Annotated in this window: 18 protein-coding genes; 8 read left to right on the top strand and 10 right to left on the bottom strand. The window is 70.3% G+C overall.

The genetic code is table 11. The features are described from left to right. Nucleotides 1–97: 97 nt before the first annotated feature. The 5 genes from DVR07_RS03640 to DVR07_RS03620 all read right to left on the bottom strand — a co-directional run bounded on the left by DVR07_RS03640 (nt 98) and on the right by DVR07_RS03620 (nt 5,393). On the bottom strand, nt 98–1,174 hold the full coding sequence (locus DVR07_RS03640) for a BMP family lipoprotein (RefSeq protein ID WP_115795410.1): 1,077 nt from the start codon (nt 1,172–1,174) through the stop codon (nt 98–100). Between the two features lie 94 nt (nt 1,175–1,268). After that, on the bottom strand, nt 1,269–2,414 hold the full coding sequence (locus tag DVR07_RS03635) for a BMP family lipoprotein (protein ID WP_115795409.1): 1,146 nt from the start codon (nt 2,412–2,414) through the stop codon (nt 1,269–1,271). Nucleotides 2,415–2,566: 152 nt separating this feature from the next. Beyond that, nucleotides 2,567–3,928, bottom strand: coding sequence for a phosphomannomutase (locus tag DVR07_RS03630; RefSeq protein WP_115795408.1), 1,362 nt, complete (start codon nt 3,926–3,928; stop codon nt 2,567–2,569). 355 nt (nt 3,929–4,283) lie between these two features. Then, on the bottom strand, nt 4,284–4,757 hold the full coding sequence (locus tag DVR07_RS03625; protein WP_115795407.1) for a DUF5793 family protein: 474 nt from the start codon (nt 4,755–4,757) through the stop codon (nt 4,284–4,286). A gap of 135 nt (nt 4,758–4,892) precedes the next feature. Further along, nucleotides 4,893–5,393, bottom strand: a complete 501-nt coding sequence (locus DVR07_RS03620; RefSeq protein WP_115795406.1) for a DUF7549 family protein — start codon at nt 5,391–5,393, stop codon at nt 4,893–4,895. Nucleotides 5,394–5,768: 375 nt separating this feature from the next. Between DVR07_RS03620 and DVR07_RS03615 the strand changes: the two genes are divergently transcribed. Continuing rightward, the gene (locus DVR07_RS03615) at nt 5,769–6,767 is read left to right on the top strand and encodes an ornithine cyclodeaminase family protein (RefSeq protein WP_115795405.1); all 999 of its coding nucleotides are present in this window, start codon (nt 5,769–5,771) and stop codon (nt 6,765–6,767) included. Nucleotides 6,768–7,146: 379 nt separating this feature from the next. Next, a complete protein-coding gene (locus tag DVR07_RS03610; protein ID WP_115795404.1) occupies nt 7,147–7,470 on the top strand; it encodes a hypothetical protein in 324 nt (107 codons plus the stop codon). A gap of 45 nt (nt 7,471–7,515) precedes the next feature. Here DVR07_RS03610 and DVR07_RS03605 read toward each other — a convergent pair whose 3' ends face one another. Further along, the gene (locus tag DVR07_RS03605; protein ID WP_115795403.1) at nt 7,516–8,592 is read right to left on the bottom strand and encodes a presenilin family intramembrane aspartyl protease PSH; all 1,077 of its coding nucleotides are present in this window, start codon (nt 8,590–8,592) and stop codon (nt 7,516–7,518) included. A gap of 118 nt (nt 8,593–8,710) precedes the next feature. On the opposite strand from DVR07_RS03605, the gene DVR07_RS03600 reads away from it, so the two are divergent. Beyond that, nucleotides 8,711–9,028, top strand: a complete 318-nt coding sequence (locus DVR07_RS03600) for a hypothetical protein (RefSeq protein WP_115795402.1) — start codon at nt 8,711–8,713, stop codon at nt 9,026–9,028. 55 nt (nt 9,029–9,083) lie between these two features. On the opposite strand, the gene DVR07_RS03595 is transcribed toward DVR07_RS03600, so the two are convergent. The 3 genes from DVR07_RS03595 to DVR07_RS03585 all read right to left on the bottom strand — a co-directional run bounded on the left by DVR07_RS03595 (nt 9,084) and on the right by DVR07_RS03585 (nt 10,849). Next, nucleotides 9,084–9,311 carry an H/ACA ribonucleoprotein complex subunit GAR1 gene (locus DVR07_RS03595; protein WP_115795401.1) on the bottom strand — a complete coding sequence of 76 codons (228 nt, stop codon included), beginning with the start codon at nt 9,309–9,311 and terminating at the stop codon, nt 9,084–9,086. A 5-nt stretch (nt 9,312–9,316) separates the two neighbouring features. Then, the gene (srp19, locus tag DVR07_RS03590) at nt 9,317–9,598 is read right to left on the bottom strand and encodes a signal recognition particle subunit SRP19 (protein ID WP_115795400.1); all 282 of its coding nucleotides are present in this window, start codon (nt 9,596–9,598) and stop codon (nt 9,317–9,319) included. A 66-nt stretch (nt 9,599–9,664) separates the two neighbouring features. Next, entirely contained in the window at nt 9,665–10,849 is a 1,185-nt protein-coding gene (locus tag DVR07_RS03585) for a PGF-CTERM-anchored ABC transporter substrate-binding protein (protein WP_115795399.1), read from the bottom strand. A 61-nt stretch (nt 10,850–10,910) separates the two neighbouring features. On the opposite strand from DVR07_RS03585, the gene btuC reads away from it, so the two are divergent. The 3 genes from btuC to DVR07_RS03570 all read left to right on the top strand — a co-directional run bounded on the left by btuC (nt 10,911) and on the right by DVR07_RS03570 (nt 14,514). Further along, nucleotides 10,911–12,011 (top strand): vitamin B12 ABC transporter permease BtuC, encoded by a 1,101-nt coding sequence (gene btuC, locus DVR07_RS03580; protein WP_115795398.1) that lies wholly within the window; start codon nt 10,911–10,913, stop codon nt 12,009–12,011. Nucleotides 12,012–12,351: 340 nt separating this feature from the next. Further along, nucleotides 12,352–13,692, top strand: coding sequence for an ATP-binding cassette domain-containing protein (locus tag DVR07_RS03575; RefSeq protein WP_115795397.1), 1,341 nt, complete (start codon nt 12,352–12,354; stop codon nt 13,690–13,692). 102 nt (nt 13,693–13,794) lie between these two features. Next, nucleotides 13,795–14,514 carry a class I SAM-dependent methyltransferase gene (locus DVR07_RS03570; RefSeq protein ID WP_115795396.1) on the top strand — a complete coding sequence of 240 codons (720 nt, stop codon included), beginning with the start codon at nt 13,795–13,797 and terminating at the stop codon, nt 14,512–14,514. Between the two features lie 28 nt (nt 14,515–14,542). Here DVR07_RS03570 and DVR07_RS03565 read toward each other — a convergent pair whose 3' ends face one another. Further along, nucleotides 14,543–14,851 (bottom strand): hypothetical protein, encoded by a 309-nt coding sequence (locus tag DVR07_RS03565; protein ID WP_115795395.1) that lies wholly within the window; start codon nt 14,849–14,851, stop codon nt 14,543–14,545. Between the two features lie 163 nt (nt 14,852–15,014). Here DVR07_RS03565 and DVR07_RS03560 point away from each other — a divergent pair, with 163 nt between their 5' ends. Then, on the top strand, nt 15,015–16,508 hold the full coding sequence (locus tag DVR07_RS03560; RefSeq protein WP_115795394.1) for a phytoene desaturase family protein: 1,494 nt from the start codon (nt 15,015–15,017) through the stop codon (nt 16,506–16,508). A 4-nt stretch (nt 16,509–16,512) separates the two neighbouring features. Then, nucleotides 16,513–17,385: a prenyltransferase gene (locus tag DVR07_RS03555; protein WP_115795393.1), complete on the top strand. Its 873-nt coding sequence runs from the start codon at nt 16,513–16,515 to the stop codon at nt 17,383–17,385. The last annotated feature ends 12 nt before the right edge of the window (nt 17,386–17,397 follow it).

The raw sequence follows: 17,397 nt of genomic DNA, 5'->3' as shown, positions 1-17,397 counted from the left end.
GAGACACGTGTTCGCCTTATCGCCGGTCCCGCTGTCGATTCGACAGGCCTACCCCGTGGTCGGCGTGCGAATCACTGCCTGGCGGTCGGCGTCGGGGTCACTGCGTTGTGGTCGTCGACTGCCCGACCTGTGCCGGTGCGGTCGGCACCTCGATCTCGCCGTTCACGATCCGCCGCTCGGACTGCTGGAGCGCGGACTTGACCTCCTGGGGAATCTCGGACCCCAGCTGCTGGCCGTACACCGCCTCGACGCCGTTCTGCTCCAGCCCGAGCCGATTGACCGAGCCGCCCTCGAAGTTGCCCTCGACGACCCCGCGGATGGACCGGAAGACGGCGTTGTCGACGTGTTTGACCATGCTCGCCAGTATCACGTTGGCGTAGTCCGACAGGCTCTGTGACTGGTCGGCGTCGACGCCGATGCCGTACCGGCCCTGGTTCTGGGCCGCCCGGAACACGCCGTTGCCGGTGCCGCCCGCCGCGTGGTAGATGATGTCGGCGCCGTTGTTGTACATCGAGTTGGCGATCGACTGGCCCTGCGCGGGGTCGCTGAACGACCCGGCGTACGCCGAGAGCACGTCGACGTCGGGGTTCGCGTGCTTGACGCCCGCCATGTAGCCCGCCTCGAACTTCTTGATGAGCGGGACCTCCTGGCCGCCGACGAACCCGACGGTCGTCGCGTCGTTGGTCTGGCCCGCCCCGGCGCTGAAGTCCATCGTCGTCATCAGCCCCGCGAGGTGACCGACCTGGAACGAGCCTTGGTGCTCCTTGAACGTGTAGCTCGCCACGTTGGGCTGTTCGACTACCGTGTCGACCACCATGAACCGCTGGTCGCGGAACCGCTGGGCGTTGCGCTGGAGCCCCTCGGCCTGCACGAACCCGATGCAGCAGATCAGGTCGTAGTCCGGGTTCTGCGACCGGGCGAACCGGCGCTGGAGCGACGTCACGTCGCTCGGACTCCCCGGTTCGGCGTTCTGGAACTCCACGTCGAACTGCTCGGCGGCCCGCTGGACCCCGGTGTGGGCCATGTCGTTGAACGAGTTGTCGCCCAGCCCGCCGGTGGCGTACACCATCCCGACGTTGGTCGTGCTGTCCTGCAGGAACCCGGTCGTCCCGAGCGCGGCCGTCCCGCCCAGCGCTCGCAAGAATCGGCGTCGTCGCGTGTTTCTCCCCCACATACCACACGGACTTCAGCGCCGACGGTCATGAAAGCGACGCTTTGTTGAGAGACAGACGGCGCGAAAGAGAGAAGAGCGACCGCAGAGAGCCCGTTCAGGCGTTCTTCGGGTCGGTCGGGACCTCGATGTCGCCCGCGACGATCTTCTCGCGCGAGGACTCGAGCTTCGACTTGACGTCGTCGGGGATCTCCGAGCCGAGCTGCTGGCCGTACACCGCCTCGACGCCGCCCGCCTCGAGTCCGAGGCTGTGGGACGACCCGCCGTCGAAGTTCCCGTTCACGGTGTTCTCGACCGACCGGTAGACCGCCTCGTCGACCTGCTTGACCATGCTCGCCAGGATGACGTCCGCGTAGTCCGGCAGCGTCTTGGACTGGTCGGCGTCGACGCCGATGGCGTACCGGCCCTGGTTCTGGGCCGCCTTGAACACGCCGTTGCCGGTGCCGCCCGCGGCGTGGTAGACGATGTCGGCGCCGTTGTTGTACATCGAGTTGGCGATCGACTGGCCCTGGCCCGGGTCGCTCCACGTGCCGGCGTACGCAGACCGGAACTCGATGTCGGTGCTGACGTGCTTCGCGCCGGCCTTGAACCCGGCCTCGAACTTCTTGATGAGCGGGATCTCCTTGCCGCCGACGAACCCGACGGACGCGGTATCCGTGGTCTGGCCCGCCCCGGCGCTGAAGTCCTGCTGGGTCAGCAGCCCGGCGAGGTGGCCGACCTGGAACGAGCCCTGGTGCTCCTTGAACGTGTAGCTCGAGACGTTCGGCTGGTCGACCACCGTGTCGACGACCATGAACTTCTGGTCGGAGAACCGCTTGGCGTTCTTGGTGAGCGCGGTGTTCTGGCCGACGCCGATGCAGCTGATGAGGTCGTAGTCGCCCGACTGGGCGAACCGACGCTGGAGCGTCGCGATGTCGGAGGGACTGCTCGGCTCGGCGTTCTTGAAGGTGACGCCGTACTCGGACTCGGCCTGCTTGATGCCCTTGTGGGCCATGTCGTTGAACGAGTTGTCGCCGAGTCCGCCGGTCGAGTACACCATCCCGACGTTCAGGGAGTCGGACGCCTCGGTGGTCGTCCCCGAGTCGGTCGTCTCGCCGCCGGACTCGGTGGTCGTCTCGTCGGCCTCGGTCGTCGTCTCGCTCCCGCCGCTGCCGCCGCCGAGACAGCCGGCCAGGCCGGTACCGACGAGCCCCGCGCCGCCTACCTTGAGGAACTGTCGCTTGCCTTGGTCTATCTTCGTCATCTTGGCTCACAAACTTCGGCAACGCGCTATAAAACCGTCGTTTCGCGATAAAACCATGCTGAAATCTGGCATAAACCACGGTAGAACGTCACGGATACGACGCCGAACCGAGACCGGGCGACGGGTCGGCAGACGACGAGTCCCGGCGCCGGCTACGACTCGGCCGCGACCGCGTCCTCGACGACCTCTGTCGCGTCCGCGACGAGGTCGTCCACGTCGTCGCTCTCGGCGTAGATGCGGACGTACGGTTCGGTCCCGCTCGGCCGGACCAGCACCCACGACCCGTCGGGGAAGCTCGCGCGGACGCCGTACTCGGTCGCGACCTCCGCGTCGGGGAACCGCTCGGGAATCGCCGACTCGAGCCGCCCCATCGCGTCCGCCTTGACGTCGTCGGGACACGAGACGCTGACCTTCCGGTACGGGCGCTCGGTGACGGGCTCCCGGAGCGGGGCGAGGCCGCCGGCGTCGGCCACGAGCCGGGCGACCACCGCGGCGCTCGCCACCCCGTCGATCCACCCGCCGAACCGGGTGTGGACGTGCTTCCAGGGCTCGGCCGCGAAGGCGACCGCGGTGTCCTCGCCGCCCTCCTCGCGGGCGGTCGCGATGCCCTCGTGGAGCGCGCCCAGACGGACGCGCTCGACCCGACCCCCCGCGGCCTCGACTCGCTCGTCGATGCGGCCCGAGGCGTTGGGGGTCGTCACGACGACCGGGTCGCCGGCGTCGCTCCGCTCGGTGTAGTGGGCGGCCAGGATGGCGACCACCGTGTCCTCGTGGACGACCGCGCCGTCGCCGTCGACCACGACGATGCGGTCTGCGTCGCCGTCGTGACCGATGCCGAGGTCCGCCTCGGGGTCGCTCGCGAGGAACGCCCGGAGGTCCGCGAGCGACTCGGGCGTCGGCTTGCTCTCGCGGCCGGGGAAGTGGCCGTCGACGTTGGCGTTGAGCGCGACGACGTCCGCGCCGAGCCGCCGGAGGACCTGGGGCGTCGCCACCGACGCCATCCCGTTGCCGCAGTCGACGACGACCCGCAGGCCGTCGAGGGGCGCGCCCTGCTCGGCGGCGTAGGCCGCGACCGCCTCGCGGTACTCCTCGAGGACGTCGACCCGCTCGCCGTCGCCCCACTCGTCCCACGCCACCGGCGGGTCGTCGGCCGCGACCTGCGACTCGACGGTCTCCTCGGCGGCGCGGTCGTACTCCTCGCCGTCGACGAACAGCTTGATGCCGTTGTCGGTCGGCGGGTTGTGGCTCGCGGTCAGCATCGCGCCGCGCCGGCCCCGCGAGGCGAACGCGAGCGCCGGCGTCGGCAGCTGGCCCGCCCTGCGGACGTCGGCGCCCGCGCTCTCCAGCCCGGCCTCCATCGCGGCCGCCAGCGCCGGGCCGGTCTCGCGGCCGTCGCGGGCGACGACGAACTCCCGGCCGTCGGCGCCCGCGGCCCGACCGACCGCCAGCGCGAGCTCCGGCGTGACCGTCTCGACTGCGCTCCCGCGGATGCCCGCGGTCCCGAAGAGGTTCATGTCCCGAGTTCGGGGAGCCGGATACTTAGCTTTCCGCGGTTCGCGGCGAGTACGTCGCGGTCGGGGTCGACCGCTCCCGGTAAGGGATTCGGGGCGAACGCGGAGCGGCCCGGGCGCGTTTCGTGAAAATTAAACCGTGGGTGGGCGTAGCTCCGGATATGGGCATTCCGAGTCTCACCGACCCGCAAGGGCTGTTCGACATCGTCATCGTCGGCATCGTACTGCTGTCGGCCGTTATCCTGGCGTACCTGCTGCTGTTCGGAGCGTACTGACGCCGCGAGAAGCGTCCCAACGGTGGTTGGTCGTCCGGGGCTCCGTCGGTGGTCCGGCGGAGGGTCGCCGACGAGCCGCGAGTTCAGAGTTCGACGCCGCTGGGGATGAGACTGTGCTGGCGGAGCAGGTTCCCCTCGTCGTTGTAGACGAGGAACGTGCTCTTGTCGTACTCGACGAGGTCGTCGCCGTTGATGCTGATCTCGACGTGGTAGCGGCCGTCCCGGTCGCTGGTCGCCTTGCCGTACTCCCGGGCCGCGGTGATGAACTTGAGCACGTCGTCGGCGTCCTGGTTGAGTTCGAGCACGAAGTCTCCCGTGATGCGGTTGGTGACGCTGACGACGCCGGTCGTCTCGTCGTCGTCGACCGGCCCCTGCAACCGGAACGCCACGTCGGTCTCCCCGGCGTCGAGCAGTTCGTCCCCTGTCCCCGTGAGGCGCTCGCGGAGCGTCGAAGACGGACCCTCGAAGTCGATGATTACCGTCGGCTTCTCGGCTTCGGCGTCCTCCTCGACCCAGTCGACGTTACGCACCTCCAGCGTGAAGTAGTCGCGCCTCATTCCGTACGACCCACTACGGTCCGGCACGTCATGAACGTAACGCCACTGGCAGGGGAGAACACGACCGACGGGCGTCAGACGCACCCGTTCGCCGACCGGTCCCGCGAGCGGACGTTCGGAGGCCGAGACGGGTCCCTACTCCCGGCGGGCCACCAGCAGCGTCCCGCCGAACAGGTACAGGAGCACGACCCCGACCGGAATCGGCAGGCCGGGGAGCCCCCGGGTCCAGAGCAGCCACGTCGCGGCGGTGAGGACGACGCCCGCGAGCGCGAGCAGGCCGCCCATCAGTCGGACCGCGTCGACGGTCGCCTCGACGCGCTCCTCGTGGAGGTAGAGCAGGACGCTCAGCGCCACCGCCGTCCCGACCACGGCGGCGCCGACCGCCCACGCCGCGTACGCGACCGCGATGGACTGGCCCTGCTGGTAGGCCAACGCGCCGAGCGGCGTCGAGACCGCCAGGCCGTCGGCGGGGGAGATGCCCGCGACGTACCGGACCTGGAAGAACGGGAAGCGGACGAACAGGACGCTGCCGACGCCCGCGAGCGTCGAGTAGGTGACGTTCCACGGGAGGAGCGCCGAGAGCCACGCCGACACCACGGCCAGTTCGGCCGCGTACTCCGTCCGGACCCAGACCATGCGGGGGACACCGGAACCAGGGGAGTAAAAGCTACCGGGTCGCTAGGGAGAAAGTCGTTACATCAGGGTAGTTCCTGCAGAGGCGACTGCATGAAGAACGGCCACGAGAAGGGGAGGAGACGGTGAGCTAGCGACTGCCGTCACCAATGAATTTCCGCACAGCACCGCGACAGCCTCACACCTCCCCAGCCTCCTGCGGTGCTCACTGCGCTGCGCTCCTCGTCCCTCGCGCAGTGATGGCGCGACACGAGGTCGCGCCAGTGCGCGCCGGTCAGTCTGTCGGGGCGACGCGCATCCTCCACCTTCACGTTTGTCCCCGGCCGCTTTCACCGCGATGCCTCAACGACTTTGGGGCTGGACTGTGTTGTCCCGGCTATGACCGATGCGCTGTTTCTGACGAGCGAGGAGGTCGCCGGGCTCGCGACGCCCGGCGAGTACGTCGACGCCGTCCGCGAGGGCTATCGCCAGCGCGGCGAGGGCGCCCCGGCGCGGCCGCGCGCGAAACTCACCAACGAGGAGCCGCCGGGGATGCTCACCGACTACTCGGCCGTGCTGCCCGAGACCGGCGCGATGGGCGGGTACATGTACGCCGCCGGCTTCGGCGCGCAGGACGCGTGGTTCATGGCGCCGCTGTTCGACGCCGAGTCGGGCGAGCCGCTGGCGCTGCTCGACGGCGCGAGCATGAACCCGTTCAAGACCGGCGCGGCGGGGGCGGTCGGTGTCGACGCGCTGGCCCGCGAGGACGCCTCGACGCTCGCGCTCATCGGCAGCGGGTCGCAGGCCCGCGGGCAGTTACGGGCGACCGCGACCGTCCGGGACTTAGACAGCGTCTGGGTGTACTCCCCGACCAAGGAGAACCGCGAGTCGTTCGCCGCGGAGATGAACGAGCAGCTCGACCCCTCGGTCGCGGCTGTCGCCTCCAGCGCGGCCGCGGTCGAGGAGGCCGACATCGTCGTCACGGCCACCACCGCGAGCGAACCCGTGTTCGACGGCGGCCTGCTCGCCGACGGGACTCACGTCACCGCGATGGGTCAGTACCACCCCAACAAGCGCGAACTCGACGCGACGACCATCGAGCGTGCGACCTACGTCCCCGACCTGCGCGAGCGCGTCACGAACGACGCAGGGTCGTTCCTCGCCGCGCTCGAGGAGGGCGCGGTCTCGGAGGACGACATCCACGCCGAACTCGGCGAGGTCGTGGCCGGCGCGGCGCCGGGCCGCGAGTCCGACGAGGAGATCACCGTCTTCGACAGCGGCGGCACCGGCATCGAGACGGTCGCGTCGGCCCACATGCTCTACGAGAAGGCGAGCGAAGCGGGGCTCGGAAGCGAGATCTCGTTCGCGCCCGCGAGCGAGGCGCTGACGGGGCGGTGAGTCAGTTGGCCCTCAAGCAGTAATCGTCCGCTGGCACTATCTGGGGGATAGCTCGTAGTTACGGAGTTCGGAGAAGGAACCGGCAGTTGCCTGGTTGCACGGCTACGCTACGCCGCGATCATCACGGCCGCGATGAACGACGAGTTCGTTCCGGCCTTGGTCTCGTTCTTCTTGTGCTCTACGTCGGTCATGTTTCGGGGGTGCTGCCATCGCATATCTATACAAAATGTTTACTCACACTTGAGTATGTTGTTCCCGTTATGGGTTGTGACGGTCTCGCAAATCATTTGTGATGGCGTATCGCGGCCGGTCCGCGGCGACGGGGCACACCCCTTGGCTCACCGATAGGTTTTCGGCGGTGGCATCGAGAAGTCGACTCATGGTTCCCGCCCCCGACGAGGACCCGACGCGACGCGCCGACGGCGCAGACGCTCCGCGCGAGACCGACGACGGCGGCGCCGGCTTCGACGAGGCGGCGCTCTACGGCGTCGTCCGGAAGGCCGTCGAGGACGCCATCCTGGGCGTCATCGGGACGCTGCTGTTGCTGGGCGTCGCCGCCGTCGTCCTGTGGACCGGCGTCGCGGTCGCGATGCAGTCGACGGGGCCGACCGGCACGGCGCTCGGCGGCGCTGCCGTCCTGTTCGGCCTGTACCTCGCCGCCGCGACGTTAGAAATCATCCCGCCGGCCCGCGAGTGGTTCTGAGCGAACCGTCGGAGAACGAGTAGAAAGCGGTCCGTTCCGGCTCGACTACAGCCCCAGCGCCTGCACCAGCGTCATCCCGCTGGCGAGCGCCCCGACGAGGTACCCGCCGATGGCGCCGCCGTTGAGCAGCGGCAGGCCCGCGTGGGCCCGTCCCTTCATCACCATCCAGAGCAGCGCGAGCAGGCCCGCCGTCGTCCCGACCATCGCGGTCAGCGCGGGCAGGTTGAGCGCGATGCCCGAGACCAGCGGCTCGGCCGGCGCGAAGAACGCCGCGCTGGCGACCATCACCGTCGGCATCACGGCGTCGCCCAGGCCGATGAAGAAGGCGTCGCGCTCGCCCATCTCGGGGCGCTCGGCCTCGGCGTCGGACTCGGCTTCGGGTTCCGAACGTTCGCGTCCGCCGTCGGCCGCGCTCGCGTCGGTCTCGCCTTCGGTCGGTCGATTCTCGGTGTCGGTTCCGTCGGACGCCCGACCCTCGCCGGACTCGGCCTCCGCAGCCGTCCCCTCGTCGAGGAAGGAGTAGGAGAGCGACATCGGGATGACGAGGATGACGGGGATCTTGAGGTCCATCACGCCCGAGGCCAGCGTCAGCATGTGCTCGGTGCCGTAGACGCTGATGGCGTCATAGACCGCGAGCACGGCGAGCAGGAGGATGGCCGGCAGCAGGCCGAAGCTGATGCCGAACAGTCCGCCCGCGCCGGCGCCCATCAGGACGCCCGCCGCGTCGATGACGTACCACTCGGGGTGGACCGCCAGCGCCACCGCGACCGCCGCTGCCAGTCCCAGCGCGACCAGATTGAGGGGCGCGCCGCCGACATCGACGACGAGCCACCCCGGCACCACGACCGAGAAGACGTACCACGAGAGCAGCCCGCTGGTGAGGATGATCGCCCCGCGGAGCAGCCACTGCACGTCGAGCTTGATGATGGCGAGCATCACCCCGGTCATGACGAGGATGGCTCCGACGTACACCAGGCTGTTGGTCGGGTCCGAGGGGTTCTCGACCTGCTGGTAGCCCGCCCGCTGGAACGGCTCGACCAGCGCCAGCGCGCCGAGCTGGACCAGCAGAAAGATGAGGACGGTCAACCCGGTCGCGGCGAACACGCGCGTTCGATTCTCCATGTCGGGTGGGTCGCACCCCGCCGCCTTTGGGGTTGTGGTCTGCTCGCGGCCGCCGTCCGTCACCGTCGTTCGGGACGCAACCAGTACGCTTTTGCGAGCGCATCCCCAGTTCCGTGGTATGGCAAGCCACGGGATGCAGGGACAGTCGCCGGCGACCGCGCGCCTCCCGAGCGCCCTCCCGTTCGCGCTCCCCGCGGTGTCGCGGCTGAGCTGGGACCTCGGGTCGCGGGTCGTCGCGGACGCCCGACTGCTGGGTTCGTGGGAACACCGACGCTCGGGCCGGACGCTGTCGGCGTACGACGTGACCGACAACACCGTCGTGCTCGGCGTTCGGACGCCGGCCGGCCGCGAGCGCTTCTACGGCGCGGCCGAGGCCGACTTCGCCGAGAAGCGGCCCCGACTCGCGGAGGCGGCCGACTGGCGGTGCCGCGAGTAGCGGGGGAGGAAGAGGGACCGGTGGAGCGAGAACGGAGAGGGAACCGGAGCCGACCTTATCGGGCGTAGAGCTTCTTCCCGAGCAGCGTCGCCAGCGCGACCCCGTCGTCGGGGGTGATTGCGACGTAGGGCCGCGAGACCGGCCCGAACACGTCCACGACCCGGCCGGCGACGTTCAGCTGGTCGTCGACCGCCTCGGTGCCGACGTCCGGGGGTTCGTCGTCGGGACACCGGACGACGGCGAGTCCCTGGGCGGTCCGGACGACCTCGCCGAGACGCTGCATCGCCATCAGTCTCTGAGCGCCGCGACGTAGGCCGCGACCGCCTGTATCAGGTCGTTCTTCGAGGAGTCGTCGGCGTTCCGGACCAGCACTCGGCCCCGCTCGTTCCAGTTCTCGCGGGAGTAGGCCTTGTCGCGTTCGATCACCGCGTCGTAGCCCACCTGCTGGACCGCCTGGGCGATCTCGTCGACGGTCGGCTCCTCGACGGCCATCTCGGCGGCCACCCGGCGCCCCTCGTTGCGGCTCCTCGCCGCGTCGAAGTACGCGGGCCACAGAACTTTCTCGACCATACCCCAACGTCTCGCCCCGGCCGTTAAACACCTTAGGAAAGAGAACGCTCGGCGAGCCGCCGCGCGTCAGCGGCGGCGCGCGAGCAGCGCCGCACCGGCGAGCGCCGCGAGCGCCGCGGGAACGCCGAAGCCGGGGACGCCGCCGTCACTGGACTCGGTCGTCGTGGTCGACGCGTCCTGGTCCCGCATCGCGCCCTCTTCAGTCGTCGTTCCGGGCGCGTCGGTCGAGGTCCGCATCGGTTCGGTCGTGGTCTCGGGCGACTCGGTCGTCGCCATCGTAGTCGTCGCGTTCGCGTCGGCGTAGGCCTCGGGGTGGAACGCCTTCGCGAGCTTCACGATACCGTCGACCACTCGCGGCGCGGGCTGGCTGATGTGCTGGTCGCTGACCGTGACGACCCGGTCGTTCCGCACCGCGGCGGTGTTGTTGTACGCCTCGGTCCTCGGGTAGGCGCCGTACTGGCCGAGCTGGACGATCCACTCGGGGTCCTGCTGGACGATGACCTCCTCGCTGATCTGGCCGTAGCCCGAGACGTTGGCCGCGGCGGCGACGTTGTTCCCGCCGGCGAGCTCGATCATGTTGCTGACGAAGGTGCCGTTCCCGGCGGTCCAGCCGCCGCCGACCGAGATGAACACGCTCGGTCGCTCGGAGTTCTCGACGGCCTCCTGGACGGTCTCGACGCGCTTGCGCATCGAGGCGACCGTCTCGTCGGCGCCCTCGCAGTTGCCGGTGAGCTGCCCCGTGAGCTCGGTCTTCGCGTAGATGTCCTCGACCGACGTGGCGAAGCCGAACCGGAAGACGGTCAGGCCGGCCTCGCGCAGCCGCTGGACCGTCTGGTTCGTGATGACGTTCGGCGCCAGGACGAGGTCGGGCTCGGCCGCGACCACCTTCTCGACGTTGACCTGGGTCTGGCCTGCGCCCGAGACGTTGGTCCGCGACGCCGCACCCTTCAGGTAGGTGGCGTACTGGGAGACGCCGACGACCTGGGACTCGCCGCCGATCTCCCACATCGTCTGAGCCGCGCTCGGCGAGAGCGTGACGATCCGCTCGGGTCGCTGCTCGACCGTCACCTCGGTCCCCGTCGCGTCGGTCTCGGCGACGGGGAACGAACAATCCGACTGCGTCGTCGTGCTCTGGGCCGCGACGGCGGCCGACCCGCCGGCGGCGCCGACCGGGGCGGCGCCGACCGACACGCCGCCGGCCGCGACCAGCAGCAACAGTACCGCGAACAGACTCGTGACCTTCCGTCTCATGCGTCCCGAACTCCGGCCGTATCCAATAAGTATTTACCTAATGCAAGTCGGATTTCAGACGATGTGGCAACGCGCGCGGATCGTCGGCTGGTCGGGCGGACTCGCGGCCGTGCTGGCCGCCGTCGTGGTCGCCAGCGCCGCGGTCGGGCCGGTGGCGCTCGACTACGTCGCGGTCGCGAAGGTGCTGCTGAACGCGCTGGCGGTTCCGGTCGGCGTCGGCCTCGTCGACCGGACGCTCAGAATAGCTGGACTGGCGCTGACGGCGCCGACGCCGTCGGTCGCGTTCGCGCCGCTCTTCGACTTCGCGGCGCCCGACACCGCCAGGACCATCGTGATGACCATCCGCCTGCCCCGGATCGCGCTCGGGGCGGTGGTGGGTCTGGCGCTGGCGACGGCCGGCGTGGTGATGCAGGGGTTCTTCCGGAACCCGATGGCCGACCCCTCCATCATCGGGGTCTCCTCGGGCGCGGCGGTGGGCGCGGTGGCGACCATCGCGCTCCCGCTGTCGGTCCCGTTCTCGCTGCCGACCGCGGCGTTCCTCGGCGCCGTCGCGGCGGCGTTCGGGGTCTACCTGCTCGCGACCGAGGACGGCCGGACGCCGGTCGCCACCCTGCTGCTGGCGGGCGTGGCGGTCCAGACGTTCCTCGGGGCGGTGGTGTCGTTCCTGCTGCTCCAGACCGGCGAGAGCATGGAGCAGGCGGTGTTCTGGCTGATGGGCCACCTCCACCTCGCCTCGTGGGAGGACGTGACCCTCGTGCTTCCGGTCGCGCTCCTGGGCTTCGGCGTCCTCCTGGCGTACGCCAGGGACCTGAACGTGCTGCTGCTCGGCGAGGAGGACGCCCACGCGCTCGGCGTCGAGGTCGAGCGCACCAAGCGCCTCCTGCTGGCGGTCGCCAGCGTGATGACCGGCGCCGCGGTCGCGGTGTCGGGCGTCATCGGCTTCGTGGGCCTGGTGGTCCCGCACGTGATGCGCCTGCTGGTCGGCCCGGACCACCGCATCCTGCTCCCGACCTCCGCGCTCGCCGGCGCGTCGTTCCTGGTCGCGACCGACACCGTGGCGCGGTCGGGCCCGGCGGAGCTCCCGGTCGGCATCGTGACCGCGTTCCTCGGCGCCCCGTTCTTCCTCTACCTGCTCCGGACCCGGGAGGTGCACGCGCTGTGAAGTGGTCTCACCACCACCGCACCCGACCGGAGAACCGCCACGGGTGTGCTCGGGCCGACTATCCACCGTTTGGGTGGATGAAAGGGGCCGCCCGGTCGCGTTCACGTTGGTCGTCTGAGCGACCACTATCCGGAGCGAACGAGGTGAGCGGAGGATGTGTCGCTCAGCGGCCGTCTCGTGAGCGAAGCAAACGAGACCTCGGAAGTCGCAGGCCCGCGCAGCCGAAGGCGAGCAGGAACGTCTTCCGGTGGCGACCGGGCGGGGGCTTTCGAAGACGATACAACTCCAGCAGGAACAACGGTTGTATAACGAACAGAATGGGCTTCGAGACCAACGTTCCATGATAGAGATAGACGACGTCGCCGTCGAACTCGGCGGGAACCGCATCCTCGACGGCGTCACCACCGCCATTGGGGGCGGGCAGTTCGTCGGCCTGGTCGGTCCGAACGGCGCGGGCAAGACCACGCTGCTCCGGACCGTTCACGGCGCCCTCGGCCCCGACCGCGGAGAAGTCCGAATCGACGGCGACCCCATCTCCGGGCTCGCCTCGAAGGCCGCGAGCCGCCGGGTCGCGGTCGTCCCGCAGGACACCTCGCTGTCGTTCGACTTCCCGGTCGAGGAGGTCGTGGCGATGGGCCGCCATCCCTACCGGTCGCGGTTCGGCGGCGGCATCGGATTCGGCGACGGTGGTCGGTCCGGCAGCGCCGAGGCCGCCGGTGCCGACCCCTCCTCCCCGGCCGAGGCGAACGCCGCCATCGACGACAGCGAACGCGTGGCGGCCGCGATGCAGCGCACTGAGGTGGATCACCTCGCCGACCGCTCGATCACGGCGGTGTCGGGCGGCGAGCGCCAGCGCGTCCTGCTCGCCCGCGCGCTCGCCCAGGACACTCCCGTCCTCCTGCTCGACGAGCCCACCGCCAGCCTCGACATCAACCACCAGGTCCGGACGCTCGAACTCGTCCGGGAGCTGGTCGACGAGGACGGTAAGACCGTGGTGGCGGCCATCCACGACCTCAACCTCGCCTCCCACTACTGCGACGAACTCCGGCTGCTCGCTGGCGGCGGGATTCGTGCCAGCGGCGACCCCGAGACCGTCCTCTCGGAGGAGCACCTGGAGGCCGCCTTCGACACCCGAGCCGTCGTCTCCAGCCACCCCGTGACCGGGTCGACGTACGTCACCGCGCTCCCCGAGCGCCCCGCCGAGCGCGAGGGGCGGGTCCACGTCGTCGGCGGGGGCGGGACGGTCTCCCGGCTGCTGTACGTGCTGTCGGCGGCGAGCTACGAGGTGTCGGTCGGCGCGCTGAACGAGGGCGACTCCGACCTCGAAACCGCCCGGACGCTCGGCCTCGACGTCGTGACCGAGGAGCCCTTCGCGCCGGTCGGCGAGGCGGCCCGCCGCGAGGTCGAGGCCCGCGTCCGGGCGGCCGACGCGACCGTCCTGGCGGACGTGGAGGTCGGCGCGGGCAACCTCGCCAATCTCCGGGCCGCCCGCGCGGCCGACTCGGTGGTCGTTGTCGAGGAGCGGCCCTTCGCGGAGCGCAACTACGCCGGCAGCGAGGCGGCCGCGCTCTACCGAGAGCTCTGCGAGCGCGGCCGGGTCGTCGGCCCGGACGAACTGCTCTCGGCGGTCCGCGAGGCGGTGGCCGCGACGGCCGACTCCGCCGCCGCGGAGTCAGAGTGAGCGCCCGGGCTCCGGCCAAAGACCGGACCTGGGTCGACCCCAGACGCCGGTTGGTACCGACTCTCACGAACGCTTTTCCCACTGCTGGCTGACAGTTCTCCCATGTCCGATCCGTTCGGCCGCGCCATCCGCGACCACCACCGCGACGAGCGCGAGGAACCGCTGATTCAACGCGACGGCGAGTGGGCCCGCGACCACCCTATCGAGGAGTTCTACTTCGGGACGTACACCGGCGGCGACGAGGGCGACGAGTGGCTGACCGGCCGGCTCGACGGCCCCCTGCTCGACCTCGGGGCCGGCGCCGGCCGGCACTCGCTGTACTTCCAGGACCGGTTCGAGACGGTCGCGATAGAGGTGACCGAGCCCCTGGTCGAGACGCTGCGCGACCGGGGCGTCGAGGACGCCCGTCGGGGCGACATGTTCACGCTCCGCGAGCAGTTCGACCGCGACCGGTTCCGGTCGGCGCTCGCCATCGGGACCCAGCTCGGGCTGGCGGGCTCGATGGACGGGCTCCGGCGGTTCCTCGCCGACCTCGCGTACGTTACGACGCCCGACGCGACCGCGGTACTGGACTGCTACGACCCGACGCGCGAGGAGACCGCGGAGATGCTCGGATTCCGCGACGACCCCGCGCCGGGCCTGGCCTCCCGCGTGATGTGGTTCGAGTACGAGGGCGAGGCGAGCGACGTCCTGCTCTTCCGACTCTTCAGCCCCGACCGCGTCCGGGAGGCCGCCGTCGCCACCGACTGGACGGTCGAGGACGTGCGGTACGGTCCGGACGAGGACGCGGTCCACTACCGGGTCGCGCTCGAGAAGCGGTAGAATCGGCGAGACGTCGGCGACGGTGGCCCTAGCTCACCGCCCGCTCTCGCTGCTGGGAGAGTTCGAACAGCATCAGCGCGGCGAACACGCTGGCCGCGAGCATCACCATCCCCGCGACGCCGACCTCGACGTTGGGCGCGGCCAGGCTCGCGGTGCCGAGGACGACCCCCGACACCAGCGCGATGCCCACCCGGCCGGGCCGCGAGAGGTCGGCGCACCGCTGGGCCAGCGTGGGGTCGAGCCCGACGATGCGGGTCCAGACCACGTAGAGAGAGACCACGAAGAGAAAGGCGAGCAGACCGACCCCCAGCAGGAGGGCGAACTTCGCGGGGTTCATTTCGCGTTTGCAAGAGGGTAATCGTTCGGGTATAAATGTATCGGTGATAGGTATGGAAGCTGATGCTCTGGCGACGCTTCGGGCGTCTGGACGGGTCACCGGGCGTCCGCGCCGGCCCGAGCCGGTCCGTCGATTTATGTGTTTCCCGCCCCGACACCTCGGCATGACACTCGCCGACCGGTCGGTGGTCGTCGTCGGGAGCGGATTCGGCGGGCTCGCGACCGCCTGCTACCTCGCCGACGCCGGGGCCGACGTGACGGTCGTGGAGAAGAACGAGCAGCTCGGTGGCCGGGCGAGCGTGCTCGAGCGCGACGGGTTCCGGTTCGACATGGGGCCGTCGTGGTACCTGATGCCCGACGTGTTCGAGCGCTTCTTCGGCCACTTCGGTCGGCGCCCCGAGGAGTACTACGGCCTGGAGCACCTCGACCCCCACTACAAGATCTTCTTCAAGGACGGCGACGCGGTGACGGTCACCGCCGACCGGGAGGCGACCAAGGCCGCCTTCGAGGAGTACGAACCCGGTGCGGCCGCCGCGCTCGACGCCTACCTCGCGGAGGCCGAGGAGACCTACGAGATCGGGATGGAGCACTTCGTCTACACCGACCGACCCCGGTTCCGCGACTACGTCGACTGGGACGTCGCCCGCCACGCCCGCGGACTGACGTTCCTCGGATCGATGCAGGACCACGTCGAGGACTACTTCGACCACCCGAAGCTCCAGCAGATCATGCAGTACACCCTGGTGTTCCTCGGCGGGTCGCCCAAGAACACGCCGGCGCTCTACAACCTGATGAGCCACGTCGACTTCAACCTCGGCGTCCACTACCCCGAGGGCGGGATGGGCGGCGTCGTCGACGGCATCGCCGAACTGGGCGAGGAACTGGGCGTCGAGTACCGGACCGACAGCGCGGTCGAGGCCATCCTGGGGTCGGCGGGGAACTTCCGAGTAGAGATCGATACCGAGGACCGGGCCGACTATCTCCGCGCGGACCTCGTGGTCAGCGACGCCGACTACGCCCACACCGAGCAGGAGCTCCTTCCGCCCCAGAGTCGCCAGTACGACGCCGACTACTGGGAGTCGCGGACCTACGCGCCCTCCGCGTTCCTGCTCTACCTCGGCGTCGAGGGCGACGTCGACCCCCTCGAACATCACACCCTGGTCCTGCCGACCGACTGGAACGACCACTTCGACGGCATCTTCGAGGAACCGGGGTGGCCCGACGACCCGGCCTACTACCTCTGCGTACCCAGCGAGACCGACGAGACGGTCGCGCCCGAGGGCCACAGCAACCTGTTCGCGCTGGTCCCCGTCGCGCCCGGCCTCGACGACGACCCCGAGACCCGCGAGCGCTACCGCGACTTCGTGCTCGACGACGTCGCCGAGAACACCGGGGTCGACCTCCGGGACCGCATCGTCGTCGAGGAGCGGTTCTCCGTCTCGGAGTTCGCCGACCGGTACAACTCCGTCCGGGGCACCGCGCTCGGCCTCGCCCACACCCTGCGCCAGACCGGCCCGCTCCGGCCCAACCGGCGCTCGACCGAGGTGCCGGGCCTCTACTTCACGGGGTCGTACACGACGCCCGGCATCGGGGTCCCGATGTGTCTCATCAGCGGCCAGCACACCGCCGACGCCGTCCTGGAGGACTACGGCGGGTAGCGCCATGTTCGGACGCGCCTCGGACGCCGCGGCCGGCTACCTCCTGACGCTCTCGCGGCCCCGGTTCTGGCTCTACCTCGCCGGGCCGGTGCTGGTCGGGGTCGCCTACGGCGCGTCCGCCCCGGCCGAGCTCTTCGACTCCGCCGCGGTCGCGCTGTTCGCGTACTTCCTCGTGCCCGCGAACGTCTACCTCTACGGCGTCAACGACGCGTTCGACGCCGACGTCGACGCCGAGAACCCCAAGAAGACGGGCGAGGACGCCCGCGAGGCGCGGTTCCGCGGCGGCCGGACGGTCACCGCGGTCGTGGCGGCCTGCGGGCTCGCGGGCGTCGCGCTGGCGGCGTGGCTCGTCGCAATCGACAGTGCGGGCGCGGCCGGCTGGGTCGTCGCCTTCCTCGTCCTCGGCTACGCCTACAGCGCGCCCCCGTTCCGGCTCAAGACCGTCCCGCCGCTCGACTCCGTGTCGAACGGGCTCTACGTCCTGCCGGGCGCGGCGGCCTTCGTCGCGGTGGCGGGTCGCCAACCCCCGGCGCTCGCGCTGGTCGGCGGGTGGCTCTGGGCGATGGCGATGCACACCTTTTCGGCGGTGCCCGACGTCGAGCCCGACCGCCGGGCCGGCATCCGGACGACCGCGACCGTCCTCGGAACTGGCGGCGCACTGGCGTACTGCGCGGCCTGCTGGCTCGCGGCCGCGGGCGCCTTCGCCCTGCTCGACGTTCGAGCGGGGGCGCTCCTGCTGGTCTACCCCCTGCTCGCCGCGGTCGTGGCGGCGACCGACGTCGACGTCTCGCGGTCGTACTGGTGGTTCCCGGCCGTCAACGCGGCGGTCGGGATGGCCCTGACGCTGGGCGGCCTCTGGGGGGTCGTGCGTGGGTAGGTCGCCGAGCGG

Source organism: Halorussus rarus, assembly GCF_003369835.1.
In the GTDB taxonomy this organism is placed as follows: domain Archaea; phylum Halobacteriota; class Halobacteria; order Halobacteriales; family Haladaptataceae; genus Halorussus; species Halorussus rarus.
Note: the sequence above shows the minus strand (reverse complement) of the source record. Positions and strands in the feature narration are given on the sequence as shown.